Source organism: Streptomyces sp. NPDC001604, from assembly GCF_042893475.1.
Classification (GTDB): domain Bacteria; phylum Actinomycetota; class Actinomycetes; order Streptomycetales; family Streptomycetaceae; genus Streptomyces.
Genome location: NZ_JBIAUY010000014.1, coordinates 154,917 through 174,293 on the forward strand (window position 1 = coordinate 154,917; position 19,377 = coordinate 174,293).

Genomic DNA, 19,377 nt, shown 5'->3' on the forward strand with positions numbered 1-19,377 from the left:
CCTACCCGTGTGGCCTGAGCGCACACCACCCACCAGACTGACCCCATGACGGAAACGGAAACCATCGCGTACGACGTCGTGGTGCTCGGGGCCGGGCCCGTGGGGGAGAACGTGGCTGACCGCACCCGCGCGGCCGGCCTGTCCACCGCGGTCGTGGAGAGCGAGCTGGTCGGCGGCGAGTGCTCGTACTGGGCCTGCATCCCCAGCAAGGCCCTGCTGCGCCCGGTCATCGCCCGCGCGGACGCCCGCCGCGTGCCCGGCCTGCGCCAGTCGGTGCAGGGCCCCCTCGACGCCGCCGCGGTCCTCGCCCACCGCAACTACTACACCTCCGACTGGCACGACGACGGCGCCGCCGGCTGGCTGGACGGCATCGGCGCCGACCTCCACCGCGGCCACGGCCGCCTGACCGGCCCGCGCACGGTGACCGTCACCGGCTCCGACGGCGGACAGAAGGTGCTCACCGCCCGGCACGCCGTCGCCGTCTGCACCGGCACCGACGCCGTACTGCCCGACCTGCCCGGCCTGGCCGACGTCAAGCCGTGGACCAGCAGGAACGCCACCAGCGCACAGGAGGTGCCGGGCCGGCTGGTCGTGGTGGGAGGGGGAGTGGTCGCCACCGAGATGGCCACCGCCTGGCAGGCCCTCGGCTCCCAGGTCACCGTCCTCGTGCGCGGCAAGGGCCTGCTGAACCGCATGGAACCCTTCGCAGGCGAACTGGTCGCCGAGGCCCTCACCGAGGCCGGCGCCGACGTCCGCACCGGCACCTCGGTCGAATCGGTCACCCGCGAGAACGGCACGGTCGTGGTGGTGACCGACCAGGGCGACCGCATCGAGGCCGACGAGATCCTCTTCGCCACCGGCCGCCGCCCCAAGACCGGCGACATCGGCCTGGACACCGTCGGCCTCGAGCCGGGCAGCTGGCTCCCGGTCGACGACAGCCTGCGCGTGACCGGCACCGACTGGCTCTACGCGGTCGGCGACGTCAACCACCGCGCCCTCCTCACACACCAGGGCAAGTACCAGGCCCGCATCGCGGGCGCCGCGATCGCCGCCCGCGCCTCCGGCGTCCCGATCCTGGAGTCGGACCCCTGGGGCGCCCACGCCGCCACCGCAGACCACCACGCCGTCCCCCAGGTCGTCTTCACCGACCCGGAGGCGGCCGCCGTCGGCCTCTCCCTCGCCGAGGCGGAACAGGCCGGCCACCGGGTCAGGGCCGTGGACGTCGAGATGACCTCCGCGTCCGGCGCCGGCCTGTACGCCGACGGCTACCGCGGCCGCGCCCGCATGGTCGTCGACCTTAACGAGGAGATCCTGCGCGGAGTCACCTTCGTCGGCCCCGGCGTCGGCGAACTCATCCACTCGGCCACCATCGCGGTCGCGGGCCAGGTCCCGATCAGCAGGCTCTGGCACGCGGTGCCGTCGTTCCCGACGATCAGCGAGGTGTGGCTGCGGCTGCTGGAGGCGTACCGCGACAACTGACCGTCCGGGAAGGGGACTTCAAGCGGACACCACCAGCTCCAGGTAGTCCTCGCTCCACAGATCCTCCTCGGACTCCGGCAGCAGCAGCACCCGGTCCGGGCGCAGCGCCGCGACGGCGGCCTCGTCGTGGGTGACCATGACGATCGCGCCCGGATACGTGCCCACCGCGGCCAGGACCTCGGCGCGGGAGGCCGGGTCCAGGTTGTTGGTGGGCTCGTCCAGGAGCAGCACGTTCGCGCCGGAGTGGACCAGACCCGCCAGGGCGAGGCGGGTCTTCTCCCCACCGGACAGCACACCGACGCGCTTGTGGACGTCGTCCCCCTTGAACAGGAACGAGCCCAGCACACCCCGTACTTCGCCGTACGTCAGGTGCGGGGCGGCGGACGCGAGATGGGCGCCGACCGTCGACCCGGCGTCCAGCGTGTCGTGTTCCTGGGCGAAGTAGCCGAGCCGCAGCCCGGGCCCGTGCACCACCCTGCCGCTGTCGGGCTCGACCTGACCGGCGAGGATCCGCAACAGGGTCGTCTTTCCGGCCCCGTTGGGCCCGAGGACCACCAGTCGGCTGCCCCGCTCGACCGCCAGATCCACGCTGCTGAGGACCTGTTGGCCGCCGTAGGACTTCGTCAGGCTGATCGCACCCAGCGGGATCCGTCCGCACGGCGCGGGCTCGGGCAGTCGGATGCGGGCCACCTTGTCCGCGCGCCGCACCGGTTCGAGCTCGGCCAGCAGACGGTCGGCTCGCCGTGCCATGTTCTTCGCGGCCACCGCCGTCGACGCACGGGCGCGCATCTTGTCCGCCTGCGTGTGCAGTGATGCGGCCTTGCGCTCCGCGCTCGCCCGCTCCCGCGCCCGCCGCCGCTCGTCGGCCGCACGCTGGGCGAGGTAGGTGTCCCAGCCGGTGTTGTGTACGTCGATGGCGGCGCGCTGCGGATCCAGGTGGAAGACCCGGTTGACGGTGTCGGCGAGCAGCGAGGTGTCATGGCTGATGAGAACCATTCCGGCCCGATGGCTCGTCAAGTACGTGCGCAGCCAGGCGATCGCGCTCACATCCAGGTGGTTCGTCGGCTCGTCGAGCAGCAGGGTGCCGTGGTCAGCGAACAGGATGCGGGCCAGTTCCACCCGCCGGCGTTGCCCACCCGACACCGCGCCGAGCGGCCGACCGAGCAGGTCGTCCGGCAAGCCGAGCCCGGCGGCGATCCGAGCCGCCTCGGCCTCCGCCGCGTACCCACCACGGGACTGGAACTCGGCCTCCGCACGCACATAGGCGTCCATCGCCCGCTCCGACCCGTCGGCCATGGCCGCCTCGGCACGCCGCAGGTCGCGTACGGCCTTGTCGAGGCCGCGCGCGGACAGGATGCGGTCGGTGACCGTGACCGCCGGATCGGCAGCCCGGGAGTCCTGCGGCAGATGGCCGACCGCACCGGTGCGGGCGACGGTCCCGGCGGCCGGACGCAGCGTGCCGGCAAGGGTGTTGAGCAGGGTGGTCTTACCGGCGCCGTTGCGGCCCACCAGGCCGATGCGGTCGCCGGGGGAGATGTGGAAGGAGAGGCCGGACAGCAGCAGACGAGCGCCGACGCGCACGTCGACATCACGAACGGTGATCATGAGAAACGCTCCGAAGCAAGCGAAGAGGACACACGGGTGGCGTGGAAGCGGGTCCTGTAGCTAGGAGATTCGGGGCGTTGACATACGGCCACCGTAGCGGTGGCGGCCTCATGGGCGCCTGGGATTTTTACCGACGCGAGGCGGGGCCGTTGCCGTCGCAGGGGGAGCAGGCGAGATCGCCGTTGGGGAGAGCCGATCCAGCAGCGCCCGTACCTGCGGAAACGTTCTTCACGGCTGTGACGGCAGAGCGAATCCCAGGGCGTCCGCCGCCTCCTTCGGCGTCGGCTGAGTCCACCGCTGCGCCATCGCCTGGTTCGAGGACAGTGAGCGCAACTCGGCCCGATCCAGGTACAGGATCCCGTCGAGATGGTCCGTCTCGTGCTGCACGATCCGCGCGGGCCAGCCGCTGAACACCTCGTCCACGGGGTCCCCGTACTCGTCCTCGCCCGTCAGCCGCACCTGCGCGTGCCGCGCCACGACCGCCTGCCAGCCCGGCACACTCAGACAGCCCTCGAAGAACGCCGCCCGCGCCGCACCAACGGGCTCGTACGTCGGATTGACGAGTACCCGGAACGGCTGCGGCACCCGGCCGCGAGCCAGCCGTACCTCCTCCGGCACCGGAGCCGGATCCTCGATCACCGCGATCCGCAGGGGCACGCCCACCTGGGGTGCGGCCAGGCCCACGCCCGGTGCCTCGTGCATGGTGAGGCGCAGGGCCTCGACGAAGCGGGCCAGCAGCGCTGGGTCGAGCTGGCCGTCGAAGCTCTCGGTGCCGCGCCGCAGGACCGGGTCGCCCGCCGCGACGATGGGCAACGGGCCGCCGGCGGCGAGAAGTTCCTCGACCTGCTCGGCAAGGGGCGCGTGGTCACGGGGAGTTGCCATCGGACCAGGATGTCATGGACTTCGGCCACTGCCGTCTCGGTGTGTGACGCGGACCACTTCTGTCACCCGGAACTCGACGGACCCCGCCCCCGACTACTGGACCGCTACGCCACTTCACATCCCCGTCCCCCCGGAGAAGCCCGCCGATGTCCACCGCTCCCTCGACCACCAAGGACGAGGCCCCACAACCGGCCGCCGCCCCGGCGCCGTCCCCCAGCCGCCTGGCGCCGCTGCGCCCGCTGGTGCTGCGACTGCACTTCTACGCCGGCGTGTTCGTCGCGCCGTTCCTGCTCGTCGCCGCCGTCACCGGCTTCCTGTACGCCGGTGCGTTCCAGGCCGAGAAGCTCGTGTACGCCCACGAGACGACCGTCGCCAAGGTCGGCGACACCAAGCTGCCGATATCCCGGCAGGTCACCGCCGCGCGCAAGGCACACCCCGAGGGCACGGTCTCGGCGATACGACCCTCCCCGGATGCCGACGCCACTACCCGCGTGATGCTCTCCGGCGTCAAGGGCGTCGACCCCGACCACTCCCTCGCCGTCTTCGTCGACCCGTACACCGGCAAGGTGCGCGGCGCCCTCGAACAGTACGGCTCGACGGGTGCGTTGCCCCTGCGGACCTGGATCGACGAGTTCCACCGCGACCTGCAGCTCGGTGACACCGGCCGGCTCTACAGCGAGTTCGCGGCGAGCTGGCTGTGGGTGATCGCCGGTGGTGGCCTGGTGCTGTGGTTCTCGCGCCGCCGTGCACTGCGCAAGGTGCGCGGCACCAGCGGGCGGCGCCGCACGCTCGGTCTGCACGGCACCGTCGGCGTGTGGGCGGCCGCCGGGTTCATCTTCCTGTCGGCGACCGGTCTGACCTGGTCGGCCTACGCCGGGGCGAACATCGACACGCTGCGTACCTCGCTCGGCCAGGCCACTCCGTCGGTCTCGGCTACGGCGGGCGGCGACCACGCGGGGCACGGCGCCTCCGCCACCACCGGATCCGGCGAACACGGCGTCGGCCTCGACAAGGTACTGGCGGCGGCCCGGGCCAAGGGACTGACCGACCCGGTGGAGATCGTGCCGCCCGCCGACGCCAACTCCGCATACGTCGTGAGGCAGGTGCAGCGCAGCTGGCCCGAGAAGCAGGACTCGGTCGCGGTCGACCCCGCCACCGGCAAGGTCACCGACGAACTGCGCTTCGCGGACTACCCGCTGCTCGCCAAACTCACCCGCTGGGGCATCGACCTGCACACCGGCATCCTGTTCGGCCTGGTCAACCAGCTCGCCCTGATGCTCTTGGCGCTCTCCCTCATCCTGCTGATCCTCTGGGGCTACCGCATGTGGTGGCAGCGCGGCCGCGGCTCCACCTTCGGCAGGCCGATCCCACGCGGCGCCTGGCAGCAGGTACCCCCGCAGATCCTCGTCCCGGCGGTCGCCGTCATCGCCGTCCTCGGCTACTTCGTCCCGCTGCTCGGCATTCCGCTGGCCGCCTTCATCGTCGTCGACGTCCTCCTCGGCGAGATCGCCCACCGGAAGGGGCGGTCCACGCCCGCTCCGGCCGTGCAGTAGCGGCCCGGAGCCGGGCGGAGACATGGCCGGGGCCCGGTTCCTTCGTGGGGCGGGCTCCGGCGCAGAGTTGTGGGGTCAGGGCGTCGCTCGGCCCTGCTGTTCGGGATTCCGCGGGCCCGCGCCGGGCGCGGCCGTGCAGAGCGGGCTGGGACAGGGCGGAGGCGTGGCCCGGGCCCGGTTCCTTCGTGGGGTGGGCCCCGGCACAGAGCCGTGGAGTCAGGGCGTCGCTCAGCCCTGCTGGTCGGAATTCCGCCGGCCCGCGCCGCGCGCGGGCGTGAAGCAGGCGACCCGGTGCAGGGCGGAGACGTGTCCGGGGCCGGTTCCTTGGTGGAACCGGCCCCGGCCGCAGAGCCGTAGAGTCACGGCGTTGCTCAGACCTCCTCGAAGTCACCCGCGAGCGCCGAGGCGATCCGCATGTGCGACTCGGCCTCCTCGTGCCGCCCCTGCCGCTGGAGCGTGCGGCCGAGCATCAGCCGGGCGTAGTGCTCGACCGGGTCGCGCTCGACGATGAGACGCAACTCGGTCTCCGCGCGCCGCAGTTGGGCCGAGTGGTAGTAGGCACGCGCCAGCAGCAGCCGCGGTCCGGTCTGCTCCGGCACCTCCTCGACCAGCCCGCCCAGCACGCGCGCGGCGGCGGCGTAGTCCTTGGCGTCGAAGAACATCTGCGCGCGCTCCCAGCGCTCCGCCGGTGTTCCGTGGTCGTAGTACGTCATCTCCACTCGTGACCTCCTTCGTGCACTCCAACCGAAGGAGGTCGTTGAACATTCCACTATGTGTGCAGGTGTGTCGGGAGGCTGTTCAGCCCGCCAGCGCCGCCAGCTCGGCGTTGGCCCGCTCGGCCACCAGGGCCAGCACGCGCCCGGCCGCCGCCAGATCCTCCGCCGGGATGTCGGCATAGATCCGGGCGGAGATCACCGCGGTCTCAGCGCTGACTTCGGCGTGGAAAGCCCGTCCGGCATCGGTGGCGTGGACGCCGGCCGCCTCGTCGGCCACCAGTCCCTTGGTGATGAGCTCCTCTATGACGCCTTGCACTTCGGCCGCCTCGACCTTGAGCGCCCCGGCGACCTGCCCGACGAGCTCATCGCGCTCGAGGGGCCCTTCGACGGCGAGGGGCCGCAGGGTGATCTGCTGCTGGAAGGTGCCGCCGTGACGGGCCAGTACGTGCTCGAGAACGGCGCGGCCTGCGTAGTGGGCCAGGGCGATGACGCGAGGGTCGACGGGCGGTGCGCTGTTGTACGTGGTGGTGGGTGCCGTGGTGGTCATGACTACTCCTTCTCGCTCTCAGTGTTCTCGCCGAACGGATCAAGAGGTGCATCGAGCAGGGTCGCCAGCTCCTGGGTGAACTCCCGTGTCCGGGGGCTGTCGAGGCCCCCGAGCGGCTGCAGCAACTGCTGCAGAAGCCCTTGTACGACCTTGATCGCGCGCCCGGTGACCTCGCGGCCCTGCTCGGTGAGGGCCAGCTGCACCGCGCGCGGGTCCTTGGGGTCCCGGGTGCGCTCGATCAGGCCGGCTGCTTCCAGGGCGCGGGCCAGTTTGGACACGTACAGCGGCTCGAGGCCCGTCACGTCGGCGAGGCGGCGCTGGCTGGGACGCTCCCCGCCGCGCTGCATGCCGTACAGAGAGGCCACCAGCGAGTACTGCGCGTGGGTGAGCCCGAGCGGGGCCACCGCCCGGTCGACGGCCACCCGCCACTTCATCGACAGCCGCCACACCAGGAAGCCAGGCGTGGCCTTCTCGGAACCTGTGCTCATGGCAGATACAGTACATGGCTACTATGTCCATGGCTACTATTTCTCCGAGGGCAGGCGAGAACGCCCGGGTGACGGACTGACGGGACGCCCTCGACAGGGTTAGGTTGGGCGGCATGAGCAATCTTGATCGCGAGCCGGTTCCCGCCGTGTGCGGCGGCCGTGGATTCGTGGTGGCGGAGCCCGTGCGTGAACTCCTCAGCCCTCGTCGCGTCAAGCTCGGCGAGTCGACCGAAGTGCGCCGCCTGCTGCCCAACCTGGGGCGCCGCATGGTCGGCGCCTGGTGCTTCGTCGATCACTACGGCCCCGACGACATCGCCGACGAGCCCGGCATGCAGGTGCCGCCGCACCCGCACATGGGCCTGCAGACGGTGAGCTGGCTGCACGAGGGCGAGGTGCTGCACCGCGACTCCACCGGCAGCCTGCAGACGATCCGCCCCCGCGAACTGGGACTCATGACCTCGGGCCGGGCCATCAGCCACTCCGAGGAGAGCCCCCGGCAGCACGCCCGTTTCCTGCACGGCGCACAGCTGTGGGTCGCCCTACCGGACGGCCACCGCCACACCGACCCCCACTTCGAGCACCACGCCGAACTGCCGCGCGTCACCGCCCCCGGCCTCAAGGCCACGCTGATCCTCGGCACTCTCGACGGCGCTACCTCGCCCGGAACGACGTACACCCCGATCGTCGGCGCCGACCTGACCCTCACCCGAGGCGCGGACGTACGCCTGCCGCTGGAGCCGGACTTCGAGTACGCCGTCCTGTCCATGTCCGGCGAGGCCCACGTCGACGGCGTGCCGGTCCTGCCCGGTTCGATGCTCTACCTCGGCTGCGGCCGCACCGAACTCCCGCTGCGCGCCGAGTCGGACGCAGGCCTGATGCTCCTGGGCGGAGAGCCCTTCGAGGAGGAGCTGATCATGTTCTGGAACTGGATCGGCCGGTCGCAGGAGGAGATCGAACAGGCGCGCCGGGACTGGATGGAGGGATCGCGCTTCGGTGAGGTGAAGGGGTACGACGGGGCTCCACTGCCCGCACCGGAGCTGCCGCCAGTGCCCTTGAAGCCGCGAGGAAGGGTGCGCTGACCTGAGGAAACGCTTCAGCGTTGATGGCCGCAGGGCGGAAGGTGGTCGGGTAATTCTCTCTGCTGTGGCAGGCCGGCCGGGCGGACAAGGCCGGGTCAGCCGAGCTTGAGAAGACCGGCTTCGAGGACGGCTCGTCCGAAGGAGCCGGCGAGTTCGGCGAGACGCTCGCAGTCGGCGTCACCCAGGGCGGCGTAGGCGGGAAGGGCCAGACGGTCGGTGCGGTCCTCGATGTGCCGGCGCAAGGTGGCGCCCTCCGCGCTGAGGGAGTCGCCGTCGAGGAGGCCCCGCTCACGGAGGCTCTCCTGGGTGCCGGCCCACTCCTCCTCCGGCCATGCACGGCTCATCTTGAGGAAGTCGACGGGAACCTCACCCGTGGCGGCGTGCAGCACGAGGGCTTCCAGGCCTCCGACGCCCTCGCTCAGCAGGCACGCCACATGGCCGTCGCCACGGAACTCCCGGAGCAGAGTCTGGGCGTGCCACAGGCGCAGCACCGGCTCATCCGGCCAGGGCAGGGCGGCGTGCGCGGCGAACAGCGGGCGGCCCTGCGCGTGTTCGCAGGCCGCCTCGGCGGCCCGCCGGGTCAGCGCCAGGACCTCGTCCAGCTCGGGCAGTTCGTGGATTCCAGCCCGCCGCAGGGCTTCGCCGGCGGCGGCGTACCGGGCGTCCAGCACCTGCTGCGGGGTCGTCGCGTCCCAGGCGCCGTCGAGCGCCTGCCGTACGAGACCGGGGTTGAAGTTGTAGAAGGTCGAGATGACCAGCTCGGCGGAGGCCCGGCCGAACGCGGCGCTCCGCGAGGTGAAGTAGCCTGCGCGTCCGCTCAGTCCGAGGTCGGCGTACCGTCGCCTCGCCTCGGGGACGAAGTAGATCATGCCGTGCACGGGCTCGAGTCCGCGCCAGGCCGCACGCGCTGTCTTCACGGGTCACCTCTTCGGAGAGTCGGCCAACGGGGTGTTCGCTGTGGTTCCGTACTGGGGTACTAGCCGTGCGCTCGCAGTTGTTCGAGCAGCATTCGGTTCAGTGCGTCGGGTGCCTCCTCGGGAACCCAGTGGCTGACGCCCTGGAGGGTTTCGAAGCGGTACGGCCCCTCCACCCACCGCCCGGTCCCGTGTGCCGGCGCCGGGCCGAACGCCCTGTCGTTCGTGCTCCAGACGTACAGCGTGGGCACCTCGATCGTGCCGATACTGCCGTCGGGGCGGCCTGCCCGGTACCAGTTCAGCGCGGCGGTGAGAGCGCCCGGCCGGGACAGGTGCCGTATGTAGGCCTCGACACTGTCCTGCGGGACCTTCCCGGCGTAGAGGGCGCGAAGCAGTTGGGCATCGTGGGCCAGCATGCGCTCCTCGGTCGCGGGCGTCTCGCGCCAGTCGATCATGTAGTGCGAGCGCTCACGCTGGTCCTCGTCGGTGCGCAGGGCGGTGGCCAGGGCGCCGGGATGCGGTGTCGAGACAACCGTGAGGGTGCGTACGCGGCCGGGGTGGGCGTCCGCGGTCCACCAGGCCACCGCGCCGCCCCAGTCGTGGCCGACCAGGTCGAACGTCGACCACCCCAGTTCCTCCGTGATCGCGACCACGTCGTCGACGAGAAGGCTCATGCGATAGTCCTCGGCCCGCTCGGGGCGGGCGCCGGGGGAGTAGCCGCGCTGGTCGGGCGCCACCACCCGGTAGCCCTGCGCGGCCAACGCCGCGATCTGCCGTTCCCAGGCCAGCCCCGTCTGTGGGAAGCCGTGCAGCAACAGCACCGGCCGGCCCTCCGGTGGGCCCGCCTCGATCGCGTCGAAGACGCCCGCACTGGTGGAGATGCTCAGCTCGGTCACGACCCGCCCTTTCGTACCGACTGGTCGGTAGCCTTCAGGTGTGGAGGTGGAGTGTCAAGGCCGCGGGCGCACTTGCTTCCTGGCGGAAGCGGGAAGCCCACTATTGAACTTGACGCCGGGTTCAACTATAACGTGGCGTCGGACACCGGAGACAGTGAGGCGACATGAGGGAAGCAGTCATCGTTTCGACGGCACGGACGCCGATCGGAAAGGCGTACCGCGGCGCTTTCAATGACACCCAGACGCAGGAACTCGCCGCCCATGCCCTGGCTCACGCCGTACAGCGTGCCGGGCTCGAGGGAGGTGAGGTCGAGGACGTGCTCTTCGGCTGCGCCGCGCAGCAGGGGGCATCCGGTTTCAACGTCGCGCGACAGGCCGTTCTCCGCGCCGGGCTCCCGGACACCGTGTCGGGGATGACGATCGACCGGCAGTGCTCGTCGGGCCTGATGGCCATCGCGACGGCCGCCAAGCAGATCGTCGCCGACGGCATGCAGGTCACGGTGGGCGGAGGCGTCGAGTCGATCTCCCTCGTGCAGAACGAGCACATGAACACCCACCGCATGACGGATCCCTGGCTGGTCGAGCGCAAGCCGAGCATCTACCTGCCGATGCTGCAGACGGCGGAGATCGTCGCCGAACGCTACGGCGTGAGCCGGGAACGCCAGGACGAGTTCGCGCTGCTGTCGCAGCAGCGCACCGCGGCGGCGCAGGAGGCCGGCCGGTTCGACCAGGAGATCGTCGCCCTCGACAGCGTCAAGAAGGTGCTCGACAAGCAGTCGGGGGAGGTGCGGCACGAGAAGGTCACCCTGACCCGGGACGAGGGCAACCGCGCGTCGACGACGCTCGAAGGCCTGGCCGGCCTGGCGCCGGTGCTGCCCGACGGCCAGGTGAGCGCGCAGTCCAGCGTGACGGCGGGCAACTCCTCGCAGCTCTCGGACGGGGCTTCGGCGTCGGTGCTGATGGAGTCCAGGGAGGCCGAGCGCCGCGGACTGGAACCACTGGGCGTCTACCGGGGCATGGCCGTCGCCGGTTGCGGCCCGGACGAGATGGGTATCGGGCCGGTGTTCGCCATCCCGAAGCTGCTGAAGCAGCACAATCTCACCGTCGACGACATCGGCCTGTGGGAGCTCAACGAGGCGTTCGCCTCCCAGGCGTTGTACTGCCGCGACGAACTGCACATCGACCCCGAGCGGTTCAACGTCAACGGCGGCGCGATCTCGGTCGGTCACCCGTACGGAATGACCGGTGCCCGGCTGGTGGGACACGCCCTCGTCGAGGGCAAGCGCCGCGGGGTCCGGTACGTGGTGATCTCGATGTGCGTCGGCGGCGGAATGGGTGCGGCCGGACTGTTCGAGGTCGCCTGATGGAGAAGACCAGAACCGCGGTCCTGGTCGACTTCGGCGGGGTCATCACCTCCAGCGTGCTGCAGGCGTTCACCGACTTCGGGGCCTCCCTCGGCGGCGACCCACGTCTGCCGTTGGAGCTCCTCAGCCGGGACCAGCGGTCACGCGCCCTGCTGTCCGACCACGAGTGCGGCCGTATCGACGCCGAAGCCTTCGAGCGGGGATTCGCCGAACGTCTCCGGGCTCACGGTGCCGACGTCCAAGCCGAGGGCCTCACCGCCCGTATGCAGGCGGGCATGTCGATCGACCAGGACATGCTCGCCCTGCTCGGCGATCTCCGAGCCGCCGGGCATCCCGTCGCGCTGGTGTCCAATTCCTTCGGTACCGGTACCTACGACGGTGTCGATCTGGCCTCGCTCGCCGACGTGGTCGTCATCTCCGCCATGGTCGGGGTCCGCAAACCCTCCCGGCGGATCTACGCGATCGCCTGTGAACGTCTCCGCGTCGCCCCCGAGGAGGCGGTCATGATCGACGACCTGCAGCAGAACCTCGACGGGGCGGCACGGATCGGAATCGGCGGCGTACTGCACACCAGCGCCGCCGACACCCGCCGTCGGCTCGCCGAAAGCTTCGGGATCGGCGCCTGATCGATCGACCGTACGGGAATTGCAGGATGTGCCCCTTCTCGACCTTCTGCGGACGGACGCGGTTTGTGACTATGGCGTCGGATTCAAGTAAAGTTCCCGCGATGGACACCACCGCGCCCGAGGAGATCGACGGCGAGCAGCCGCCCCCCATGGCGCCCCTGTCGCACCTTCGCGAGCCGCCCACGACGAAGCGCGGAGCGCGGACGCGGGCCGCTCTGGTGAAGGCCGCGCGGAAGGTGTTCGAACGGGACGGCTACCTCGACGCCCGCCTGACCGACATCACCAAAGAGGCGCAGTGCGCGGCGGGGTCGTTCTACACCTACTTCGCGGGCAAGGAAGAGGTGCTCGCCGCCGTCCTCCTGGAGGCGCAGGAGGACATGCTCCACCCCGGCATGGCCCGGGTGGAGGATGCCGACGACCCCTATGCGGTGCTCGAGGCGAGCAATCGCGCGTATCTCCAGGCGTACAAGCGCAACGCCAAGCTGATGGCGCTGCTCGAGCAAGTGGCGCAGGTCGAACCGGAGTTCCGTACATTCCGGAGCCGGCGCGCCGACGCGTTCATCCGCCGCAATGCCCGCGGTATCGCCGACCTGCAGGCGCGGGGTGTCGCAGACCGGGACGTCGATCCGATGCTGGCCTCCCGTGCGCTGTCGGGCATGGTCAGCGTCATGGCCTACAACGCCTTCGTGCTCGGTGAGCGCGAGGAAGAAGGCACGCCGGTGGACTTCGAGGAGCTCGTCTCCACGGTCAGCCGGCTCTGGGCGAACGCGCTGCGCTTCCCTGACCACCGCTGACCCGGCAGCCTGAGCCGGGACGATGCCCCCCACCACCCCCCTGTGTGGGGTGGCGTACGCCCAACTATTGAACTTGACGTCGGATTCAACTATACAGTTCGGACGGACGGTGCACGGTCCCGCCATCTCGGAGAGGGTTCGCTGTGAACGTTGCACGAAGAGTCGCCATCGTCACCGGTGGTGCCGGCGGTATCGGCAGCGCGCTGGTCGCGCGGCTCGCTCGCGAGGGCGCCCGGGTCGTCGTCACGGACCTCGACGCGGACAGCGCGCGGGCGGTGTCGGACAGGGTCAACGCCGACCATCCGGGGAGCACTGTCAGCGCCGCCGCAGACGCGTCGGACACCCCCCAGATCCAAGAGCTGATCGACCTGGCGGAGAGCACGTTCGGCCCGGTCGACCTCTACTTCGCCAACGCGGGCGTCGCCGGCGCACCCGGCCTCGACGCGAGTGAGCAGGACTGGGACCTGTCGATCGACGTCAACCTGCGCGCCCACATCCGCGCGGCTCGACTGCTCCTCCCGCGCTGGCTGGAGCGCGGCGAAGGCTACTTCGTCACTACCGCCTCGGCCGCCGGGCTGCTCACCCAGATCGGCTCCGCCACATACGCCGTCACCAAGCACGCCGCCGTCGGCTTCGCCGAATGGCTGAGCGTCACGTACGGCGATCGCGGGGTCCGGGTCAGCTGTCTGTGCCCGATGGGCGTGAACACCCGGATGCTGACCGCCGGAAAGGACTCCGGGGACGCGCTGGGACGAGCGGCCACGCAGGCCGTCATGTCCGCGGGTGACGTCCTGGAGCCGGCCGAGGTCGCCGACGCCGTCCTGACCGCGATCGCCGACGAGCGCTTCCTGATCCTGCCGCACGAAGAGGTGCTGGACATGTACCGGCAGAAGGGCGCGGACTACGACCGGTGGCTGCGCGGAATGCGCCGCTACCAGAGCTCCCTGCTGGAGCAGGAATGACCGGCGCGAGCGGAGAGCTCGTCCTCGCCGAACACCGCGGGCCGGTGCTCGTGCTCACCTTCAACCGGCCCGCCAAGCTGAACGCCTGGACCGACGAACTCGAAGACCGCTACTTCGCGCTGCTCGACGCCGCCGAGGACGACCCGGACGTACGTGCCGTCGTGGTGACCGGCGCGGGGCGCGGATTCTGCTCCGGCGCCGACCTCCAACTCCTGCGGTCCGTCCGTGAGATCGACGAGGCCTCCGCGGCGGACAGTGCGCACCGCCGCCCGCGCGACCTGCCACTGACCCAGCGGAAACCGCTGATCGGCGCGATCAACGGCGTCGCCGCCGGCCTGGGCATGGTGGAGGCCCTCTACTGCGACCTCCGCTTCGGCTCGCCCTCGGCCCGGTTCACCACGGCCTTCGCGCAACGCGGGCTCATCGCCGAGTACGGCATCTCCTGGCTGCTGCCCCGGCTGACGGGGCACAGCCGGGCCATGGACCTGCTGCTGTCGAGCCGCATGGTGGACGCCGACGAGGCACTGCGTATCGGACTCCTCGACCACCTGGTCCCCACCGGCAGCGTGGTCGACGCGGCTGTCGGGTACGCCGCCGACCTGGCGACGCGCTGCTCCCCGGGCTCCATGGCCACCATCAAGAGCCGGCTGCACCACGACGCGGACGGCACCTACGCCGACTCCGTGGCCCGCGCGGAGAGCCTCATGCTCCAGGCCTTCCGTGGGGCCGATGTCGTCGAAGGCGTGGCCGGCCACCTCGAGAAGCGCCCACCGGGTTTTCCTCCCCTACCGCCCGTCAGGAGTTCGGATGTCCCTGTTTGAGACGTCGGATCGCGCCAAGAAGTACCAGGCGGATCTGCTGGAGTTCATGGACTCGCACATCTACCCCGCCGAGTCGGTCTACCACGAGCAGATGCGCGCCTCCGGTGACCCGCACTTCCAGCCGCCGATCCTCGAGGAACTCAAGGCGGAGGCACGGCGGCGCGGACTGTGGAACCTCTTCCACCCGCACCCGGAGTGGGGTCCGGGGCTGACGAACCTCGAGTACGCGCCGCTGGCGGAGATCATGGGGCGCAGTCACATCGCCTCCGAAGCGTGCAACTGCAACGCTCCCGACACCGGAAACATGGAGGTGCTCACGCTGTTCGGCAGCGACGAGCACAAGGAGAAGTACCTGAGGCCCCTCCTCGACGGGACGATGGCCTCGGCCTTCGCGATGACCGAGCCGCAGGTCGCCAGCTCCGACGCCACCAACATCGAGCTGCGGATGGAACGCGACGGCGACGAGTACGTGCTCAACGGCCGCAAGTGGTTCGCGTCCAACGCCCTGCACCGCAACTGCAGAGTACTCATCGTCATGGGCAAGACCGACCCCACCGCTGCTGTGCACCGGCAGCAGTCGATGATGGTCGTCCCCATCGACGCCCCCGGGATCACAGTGATGCGCGGCCTGCCGGTGTTCGGCTACCAGGATCGCGAGGGACACGCCGAGATCGACTTCACCGACGTACGGGTCCCGGCCAAGGACCTCCTCAAGGGTGAGGGAGAGGGCTTCGCGATCAGCCAGGCCCGGCTCGGACCCGGTCGGATCCACCACTGCATGCGGGCCATCGGCGCGGCCGAGCGGGCGCTGGAGCTGATGTGCCGGCGCGCCCAGTCACGGGTGACCTTCGGCAGCCCGGTCGCCGAACGGTCCAACATCCAGGACTGGATCGCGGAAGCACGCATCGACATCGAGATGATCCGGCTGCTCACGCTCAAGGCCGCATACCTGATGGACACGGTCGGCAACAAGGAAGCGCGCACCGAGATCGCGGCCATCAAGGTGGCCGCACCGAACATCGCGCTGAAGATCGTCGACCGCGCGATCCAGGTGTACGGCGCTGCGGGCGTGACCGAGGACTTCCCGCTGGCGATGATGTACGCCCACCTGCGGACATTGAGGCTGGCTGACGGTCCCGACGAGGTCCACAAGCGGGCCATCGCCAAGCAGGAACTGCGCCAGTACCGCGACGCGGCAGTGGTGAGCTGACATGGCCGGACTGGATCTCACCGGCCGCACCGCCGTCGTCACGGGTGCCTCACGCGGTATCGGGCTGGCGATCGCCCAGGCCCTCGCCGCCGCCGGCGCGAACGTCGTCCTCACCTCCCGCTCCCAGGAGGCGGCGGACGCCGCCGCGGCCCAGGTCGGCACAGCGATCGGCGTCGGGGCCCACGCGGTCGACGAGGAGGCGGCCCGACGCTGTGTCGAGCTGACGCTCGAACGGTTCGGCAGCCTGGACATCCTCGTCAACAACGCGGGGACCAACCCGGCCTTCGGGCCCGTCATCGACCAGGACCACGGCCGGTTCGCCAAGACCTTCGACGTGAACCTGTGGGCTCCCGTCCTGTGGACGGGCCTGGCCACCCGGGCCTGGATGGGCGAGCACGGAGGCGCGGTCGTCAACACGGCATCGGTCGGCGGCATGGCCTTCGAGGCGAACATCGGCCTCTACAACGCGTCGAAGGCCGCACTGATCCATCTCACCAGGCAACTGGCCCTGGAACTCTCACCGAAGGTCCGCGTCAACGCGGTGGCACCCGGTGTGGTGCGCACCAAGCTGGCCGAGGCCCTGTGGAAGGAGCACGAGCAGACCGTCTCCGCCTCGACGGCACTGGGGCGTATCGGGGAGCCTGCCGACATCGCCTCGGCAGTCGCCTTTCTCGTCTCGGACGCGGCGAGTTGGATCACGGGCGAGACGATGGTGATCGACGGCGGCCAACTCCTGGGTGACGCGGTCCCGTTCAGGCAAGGAGCCGGTATCGGCATCTGAGGCGTGTTGCACAGAGGCGGTTCAGAGACCTGCGCGGCTGAACGTCACATGCGTGACCCCGCTGGGCGAGGAGGTGGCCTCGACCCGGTAGTCCTTCTCGACGCTCTCCAGTCCGTCCCAGAGGCGTACGCCCCGGCCGAGCAGGATCGGGACCACCACGACGTGCAGATGGTCGATGAGCCCGGCGGCGAGGAAGTCGCGGATCACGGTGGGTCCCCCGCCGATGCGTACGTCCTGGCCGCCGGCGGCCTCGCGGGCCGTCTCCAGCGCCTGGGCGGGCGACGTGTCGAGGAAGTGGAAGGTCGTGCCGCCCTCCATCTCGATCGACGGGCGCGTGTGGCGGGTGAGCACGAAGGTCGGTGTGTGGAAGGGCGGGTTGGGTCCCCACCACCCCTTCCACTCCTCGTCCTCGTGCCATCCGGGGTAGCCGTACTTCCCGGCGCCCATGATCTCGGCGCCGATCCCGGGCGTGAACTGCCGCACGAAGGCGTCGTCGAGGCCGCTGGTCCCGCCCGGCTCGCCGGTCATCTCGTGCCACCACCGGGTGGCGAACATCCACTGGTGCAGCCTTTCACCGGCGTGGCCGAACGGCGCTTCCTGGCTCAGACCCTCACCGGTGCCGAAGCCGTCGAGCGAGAGGGAGAAGTTGTGGACGCGGGCGAGTGACATGGCTGGCGACTCCTCTTCTTCTGCTGGTCACGGGCCGGGCGGTGCCGACAGATGGATCAGGATGCCGCACACCTCGTCCACTATCTCCCGGGCCTCCGTCTCATCCCGGCAATCGCCCAGCTCGCGCGCCGCCCCGCCGATGACGGTGGTCAGTACGCTCACCCGGACCCGGCCGGCGCGTCGTCGCTCGTCCACCTCCAGCAGCCGGGCGTTGCGCCGCACCCATGCGCGGTCCCACTGGCGGCGCAGCGCGTCGAAGCCCGCGGGGCCGTCGTCCTCCACGAGGAGCATGCCGAGCCTGCGATTGTCCCAGGCGCCCTCCAGATACGCCCTGGTTCCCGCCACGAACAGAGCGACGGGGTCGTCCACACCACGGCCGCGCTCGGCGGCCAGCGTGGCCGCGGTCCTGCGCTCCTGCTCCTCCCGGAACTCCTCCCACAGGGCGAGGTAGAGCCCTCGCTTCCCGCCGTAGTGCTGGAAGAGGCTGCCCACCGGGATGCCGGAGCGCGCCGCGATCTCGGTGAGGCCGGCGTCGGTGTAACCGCGCTCGGTGAACACCTCCAGCGCGGCGTCCAGCAGCGCACGCCGGACCGTTCCGTTCTGCTCCGCGTGCCCCTCCGGCAGGGCCGACTCTCCCCGCCCGCCCGGCAGTTGACGTGCCGCCTCGGTTCCGGCGGACTCCACGATGCCGCTCACCGGCCCTCCTCACCTTCCCTGGCGCCGTCGCGGATGGCGAGGGCGACCAGTAGTTCCAGCAGGTCGGCGATCCGGCGCGGATTGCGGCCGGTGCGTTCCTCGATCCGGCGCAACCGGTAGTGCGCCGTGTTGTGATGCACCCGCAGCCGGTCGGCGGCCAGCCGCAGATTGAGGTCGGCCTCCGCGAAGGCCCGAATGGTGGCGGCCAGCGTGTCGCCCCGCCCGCGGTCCTCCTCCAGCAGCACCCGCACCCGCGGATCGACCAGCTGACGGGCCAGGTCGTCGGCCCGCAGCGCGAGGTAGTCGAAGGGGGAAAGCCGCGGCAGCGCAGCCACCCCGCCCCCGCTCGGCACCAGGTCGAGGGCTGCCCGCGCCTCCTCGTACGCGCGCGGCAGTTCACACGCGCCTTGCGCGACCGTACTGATCCCCATGGAGAGCATGGTCCCGCCCCGCGCGAGCCGCTGCTGCACGGCCTCGAAGTGGGCGCAGATGTCGTCCGCGGTCATGCCGGCCCGGACCACGGGCACGGCCACCACCTCTTCGTGGCGTACGACGACCAGGGTCCGGCCCGCCCACGGCCCGGCCACGCTCATCGACGCGGTGGTGTCATACCCGTGCTCGGCCGACGTGAGGTCCCCGGTGCGGGTGTCGCCCACACACACCGCCACGACCGCCATCATCGGCGAGTGCGGCCCGATGCCGTACGCCTGCGCGGCGGCGGACAGCGGACCGCGCGTCGGTGCCACGCCGGCCAGGAGCTGGTCAAGAAGGTCCCGGCGCTCCCGGTCGGCGTCCGCCACCACGTGCTGCTGGTACTCGACGTAGGCCTGCGCGGCATGGGTGCTGGCGTAGTCGACGTACCGCATCAGCGGGGTGACCAGGGACAGCGCGGCCTGCTGGGCCTCGGCGGACGTGCCGGCGCAGTCCAGCAGCGCGTCCCACAGCACCTGCCGGCCGACCCGGAAGGCACTGATCCAGTCCTCCAGGGCGAACCCGGCCCGTGCCCGCCGCATGGCCGCGGCGCGGCTGAAGACCAGGTCCTCGGGGGCGATACCGCGATCCCCGGCCAGCGCCGCCAACTGCATCCGGTAGTGCTCGAGCACCTGCTCCCGTACGTCCGAGAAGAAGCGTTCGTCCTGCAGTGCGTACGACGGGATCTCCGCACGCATCACCCCCACGGCGGTGTCCGCCACCTCCTCGACCCGGTCGTGGACGGCGTGCAGGATCCGCCACCGCTCCCGGCGGAGCGGTTCGGAAAGCAGGGGAGCGCCCACAGCGGGCCCGTGCGGCATGGC

At 70.8% G+C, this 19,377-nt stretch carries 20 protein-coding genes; 10 read left to right on the forward strand and 10 right to left on the reverse strand.

What is annotated here, in order from left to right:
- Positions 1-45: 45 nt before the first annotated feature.
- The gene (locus ACFY1E_RS32090) at positions 46-1,479 is read left to right on the forward strand and encodes a dihydrolipoyl dehydrogenase family protein (protein WP_389082007.1); all 1,434 of its coding nucleotides are present in this window, start codon (positions 46-48) and stop codon (positions 1,477-1,479) included.
- An 18-nt stretch (positions 1,480-1,497) separates the two neighbouring features.
- Here the strand turns inward: ACFY1E_RS32090 and ACFY1E_RS32095 are convergent, their stop codons facing one another.
- Both ACFY1E_RS32095 and ACFY1E_RS32100 read right to left on the reverse strand, forming a co-directional pair.
- On the reverse strand, positions 1,498-3,084 hold the full coding sequence (locus ACFY1E_RS32095; protein WP_389082010.1) for an ABC-F family ATP-binding cassette domain-containing protein: 1,587 nt from the start codon (positions 3,082-3,084) through the stop codon (positions 1,498-1,500).
- A 228-nt stretch (positions 3,085-3,312) separates the two neighbouring features.
- Complete coding sequence (locus tag ACFY1E_RS32100; protein ID WP_389082012.1) at positions 3,313-3,966, reverse strand: peptide deformylase; 654 nt, start codon at positions 3,964-3,966, stop codon at positions 3,313-3,315.
- A 146-nt stretch (positions 3,967-4,112) separates the two neighbouring features.
- Here ACFY1E_RS32100 and ACFY1E_RS32105 point away from each other — a divergent pair, with 146 nt between their 5' ends.
- Positions 4,113-5,519, forward strand: a complete 1,407-nt coding sequence (locus tag ACFY1E_RS32105) for a PepSY-associated TM helix domain-containing protein (protein WP_389082015.1) — start codon at positions 4,113-4,115, stop codon at positions 5,517-5,519.
- Between the two features lie 371 nt (positions 5,520-5,890).
- On the opposite strand, the gene ACFY1E_RS32110 is transcribed toward ACFY1E_RS32105, so the two are convergent.
- The 3 genes from ACFY1E_RS32110 to ACFY1E_RS32120 all read right to left on the reverse strand — a co-directional run bounded on the left by ACFY1E_RS32110 (position 5,891) and on the right by ACFY1E_RS32120 (position 7,270).
- Complete coding sequence (locus tag ACFY1E_RS32110) at positions 5,891-6,238, reverse strand: tetratricopeptide repeat protein (protein ID WP_389082018.1); 348 nt, start codon at positions 6,236-6,238, stop codon at positions 5,891-5,893.
- Between the two features lie 79 nt (positions 6,239-6,317).
- The gene (locus ACFY1E_RS32115; protein ID WP_389082020.1) at positions 6,318-6,782 is read right to left on the reverse strand and encodes a MarR family winged helix-turn-helix transcriptional regulator; all 465 of its coding nucleotides are present in this window, start codon (positions 6,780-6,782) and stop codon (positions 6,318-6,320) included.
- A gap of 2 nt (positions 6,783-6,784) precedes the next feature.
- On the reverse strand, positions 6,785-7,270 hold the full coding sequence (locus ACFY1E_RS32120) for a MarR family winged helix-turn-helix transcriptional regulator (RefSeq protein ID WP_389082022.1): 486 nt from the start codon (positions 7,268-7,270) through the stop codon (positions 6,785-6,787).
- A 113-nt stretch (positions 7,271-7,383) separates the two neighbouring features.
- On the opposite strand from ACFY1E_RS32120, the gene ACFY1E_RS32125 reads away from it, so the two are divergent.
- The gene (locus ACFY1E_RS32125) at positions 7,384-8,349 is read left to right on the forward strand and encodes a pirin family protein (protein WP_389082024.1); all 966 of its coding nucleotides are present in this window, start codon (positions 7,384-7,386) and stop codon (positions 8,347-8,349) included.
- 95 nt (positions 8,350-8,444) lie between these two features.
- On the opposite strand, the gene ACFY1E_RS32130 is transcribed toward ACFY1E_RS32125, so the two are convergent.
- Together ACFY1E_RS32130 and ACFY1E_RS32135 are read right to left on the reverse strand one after the other, a co-directional pair.
- Complete coding sequence (locus ACFY1E_RS32130) at positions 8,445-9,266, reverse strand: hypothetical protein (protein WP_389082027.1); 822 nt, start codon at positions 9,264-9,266, stop codon at positions 8,445-8,447.
- A 59-nt stretch (positions 9,267-9,325) separates the two neighbouring features.
- The gene (locus tag ACFY1E_RS32135) at positions 9,326-10,159 is read right to left on the reverse strand and encodes an alpha/beta fold hydrolase (RefSeq protein ID WP_389082029.1); all 834 of its coding nucleotides are present in this window, start codon (positions 10,157-10,159) and stop codon (positions 9,326-9,328) included.
- Positions 10,160-10,323: 164 nt separating this feature from the next.
- Between ACFY1E_RS32135 and ACFY1E_RS32140 the strand changes: the two genes are divergently transcribed.
- From ACFY1E_RS32140 to ACFY1E_RS32170, 7 genes are all read left to right on the forward strand, one after another.
- Positions 10,324-11,523: an acetyl-CoA C-acyltransferase gene (locus tag ACFY1E_RS32140; RefSeq protein WP_389082031.1), complete on the forward strand. Its 1,200-nt coding sequence runs from the start codon at positions 10,324-10,326 to the stop codon at positions 11,521-11,523.
- Positions 11,523-12,149, forward strand: a complete 627-nt coding sequence (locus ACFY1E_RS32145; protein ID WP_389082033.1) for an HAD family hydrolase — start codon at positions 11,523-11,525, stop codon at positions 12,147-12,149. The genes ACFY1E_RS32140 and ACFY1E_RS32145 overlap by 1 nt, the downstream gene beginning before the upstream one ends.
- 101 nt (positions 12,150-12,250) lie before the next feature.
- Positions 12,251-12,943: a TetR/AcrR family transcriptional regulator gene (locus tag ACFY1E_RS32150; RefSeq protein ID WP_351463428.1), complete on the forward strand. Its 693-nt coding sequence runs from the start codon at positions 12,251-12,253 to the stop codon at positions 12,941-12,943.
- A gap of 143 nt (positions 12,944-13,086) precedes the next feature.
- Positions 13,087-13,905, forward strand: a complete 819-nt coding sequence (locus ACFY1E_RS32155) for an SDR family oxidoreductase (protein WP_389082035.1) — start codon at positions 13,087-13,089, stop codon at positions 13,903-13,905.
- A complete protein-coding gene (locus ACFY1E_RS32160) occupies positions 13,902-14,726 on the forward strand; it encodes an enoyl-CoA hydratase-related protein (RefSeq protein ID WP_389082038.1) in 825 nt (274 codons plus the stop codon). The genes ACFY1E_RS32155 and ACFY1E_RS32160 overlap by 4 nt, the downstream gene beginning before the upstream one ends.
- On the forward strand, positions 14,713-15,936 hold the full coding sequence (locus ACFY1E_RS32165) for an acyl-CoA dehydrogenase family protein (RefSeq protein WP_389082039.1): 1,224 nt from the start codon (positions 14,713-14,715) through the stop codon (positions 15,934-15,936). The genes ACFY1E_RS32160 and ACFY1E_RS32165 overlap by 14 nt, the downstream gene beginning before the upstream one ends.
- Position 15,937: 1 nt before the next feature.
- Positions 15,938-16,717 (forward strand): SDR family oxidoreductase, encoded by a 780-nt coding sequence (locus tag ACFY1E_RS32170; protein WP_389082042.1) that lies wholly within the window; start codon positions 15,938-15,940, stop codon positions 16,715-16,717.
- Between the two features lie 21 nt (positions 16,718-16,738).
- On the opposite strand, the gene ACFY1E_RS32175 is transcribed toward ACFY1E_RS32170, so the two are convergent.
- Genes ACFY1E_RS32175 through ACFY1E_RS32185 form a run of 3 tightly spaced genes read right to left on the reverse strand, consistent with a single transcriptional unit; the run spans position 16,739 to position 19,374 of the window.
- A complete protein-coding gene (locus ACFY1E_RS32175; RefSeq protein WP_389082044.1) occupies positions 16,739-17,386 on the reverse strand; it encodes a dihydrofolate reductase family protein in 648 nt (215 codons plus the stop codon).
- Between the two features lie 27 nt (positions 17,387-17,413).
- Positions 17,414-18,082: a TetR/AcrR family transcriptional regulator gene (locus ACFY1E_RS32180; RefSeq protein WP_389082047.1), complete on the reverse strand. Its 669-nt coding sequence runs from the start codon at positions 18,080-18,082 to the stop codon at positions 17,414-17,416.
- Complete coding sequence (locus ACFY1E_RS32185) at positions 18,079-19,374, reverse strand: PucR family transcriptional regulator (RefSeq protein WP_389082049.1); 1,296 nt, start codon at positions 19,372-19,374, stop codon at positions 18,079-18,081. Before ACFY1E_RS32185 ends, ACFY1E_RS32180 begins: the two co-directional genes overlap by 4 nt.
- Positions 19,375-19,377: the final 3 nt, after the last annotated feature.

Excerpts from the sequence above, each read along its gene's own strand:
- ACFY1E_RS32165 (WP_389082039.1), top strand. The coding sequence starts at position 14,713 with ATGTCCCTGTTTGAGACGTCGGATCGCGCCAAGAAGTACCAGGCGGAT.
- ACFY1E_RS32185 (WP_389082049.1), bottom strand. The coding sequence starts at position 19,374 with ATGCCGCACGGGCCCGCTGTGGGCGCTCCCCTGCTTTCCGAACCGCTC.
- ACFY1E_RS32115 (WP_389082020.1), bottom strand. The coding sequence starts at position 6,782 with ATGACCACCACGGCACCCACCACCACGTACAACAGCGCACCGCCCGTC.
- ACFY1E_RS32150 (WP_351463428.1), top strand. The coding sequence starts at position 12,251 with ATGGACACCACCGCGCCCGAGGAGATCGACGGCGAGCAGCCGCCCCCC.
- ACFY1E_RS32120 (WP_389082022.1), bottom strand. The coding sequence starts at position 7,270 with ATGAGCACAGGTTCCGAGAAGGCCACGCCTGGCTTCCTGGTGTGGCGG.
- ACFY1E_RS32145 (WP_389082033.1), top strand. The coding sequence starts at position 11,523 with ATGGAGAAGACCAGAACCGCGGTCCTGGTCGACTTCGGCGGGGTCATC.
- ACFY1E_RS32105 (WP_389082015.1), top strand. The coding sequence starts at position 4,113 with ATGTCCACCGCTCCCTCGACCACCAAGGACGAGGCCCCACAACCGGCC.
- ACFY1E_RS32175 (WP_389082044.1), bottom strand. The coding sequence starts at position 17,386 with ATGTCACTCGCCCGCGTCCACAACTTCTCCCTCTCGCTCGACGGCTTC.
- ACFY1E_RS32095 (WP_389082010.1), bottom strand. The coding sequence starts at position 3,084 with ATGATCACCGTTCGTGATGTCGACGTGCGCGTCGGCGCTCGTCTGCTG.
- ACFY1E_RS32140 (WP_389082031.1), top strand. The coding sequence starts at position 10,324 with ATGAGGGAAGCAGTCATCGTTTCGACGGCACGGACGCCGATCGGAAAG.
- ACFY1E_RS32170 (WP_389082042.1), top strand. The coding sequence starts at position 15,938 with ATGGCCGGACTGGATCTCACCGGCCGCACCGCCGTCGTCACGGGTGCC.
- ACFY1E_RS32100 (WP_389082012.1), bottom strand. The coding sequence starts at position 3,966 with ATGGCAACTCCCCGTGACCACGCGCCCCTTGCCGAGCAGGTCGAGGAA.
- ACFY1E_RS32160 (WP_389082038.1), top strand. The coding sequence starts at position 13,902 with ATGACCGGCGCGAGCGGAGAGCTCGTCCTCGCCGAACACCGCGGGCCG.
- ACFY1E_RS32125 (WP_389082024.1), top strand. The coding sequence starts at position 7,384 with ATGAGCAATCTTGATCGCGAGCCGGTTCCCGCCGTGTGCGGCGGCCGT.
- ACFY1E_RS32090 (WP_389082007.1), top strand. The coding sequence starts at position 46 with ATGACGGAAACGGAAACCATCGCGTACGACGTCGTGGTGCTCGGGGCC.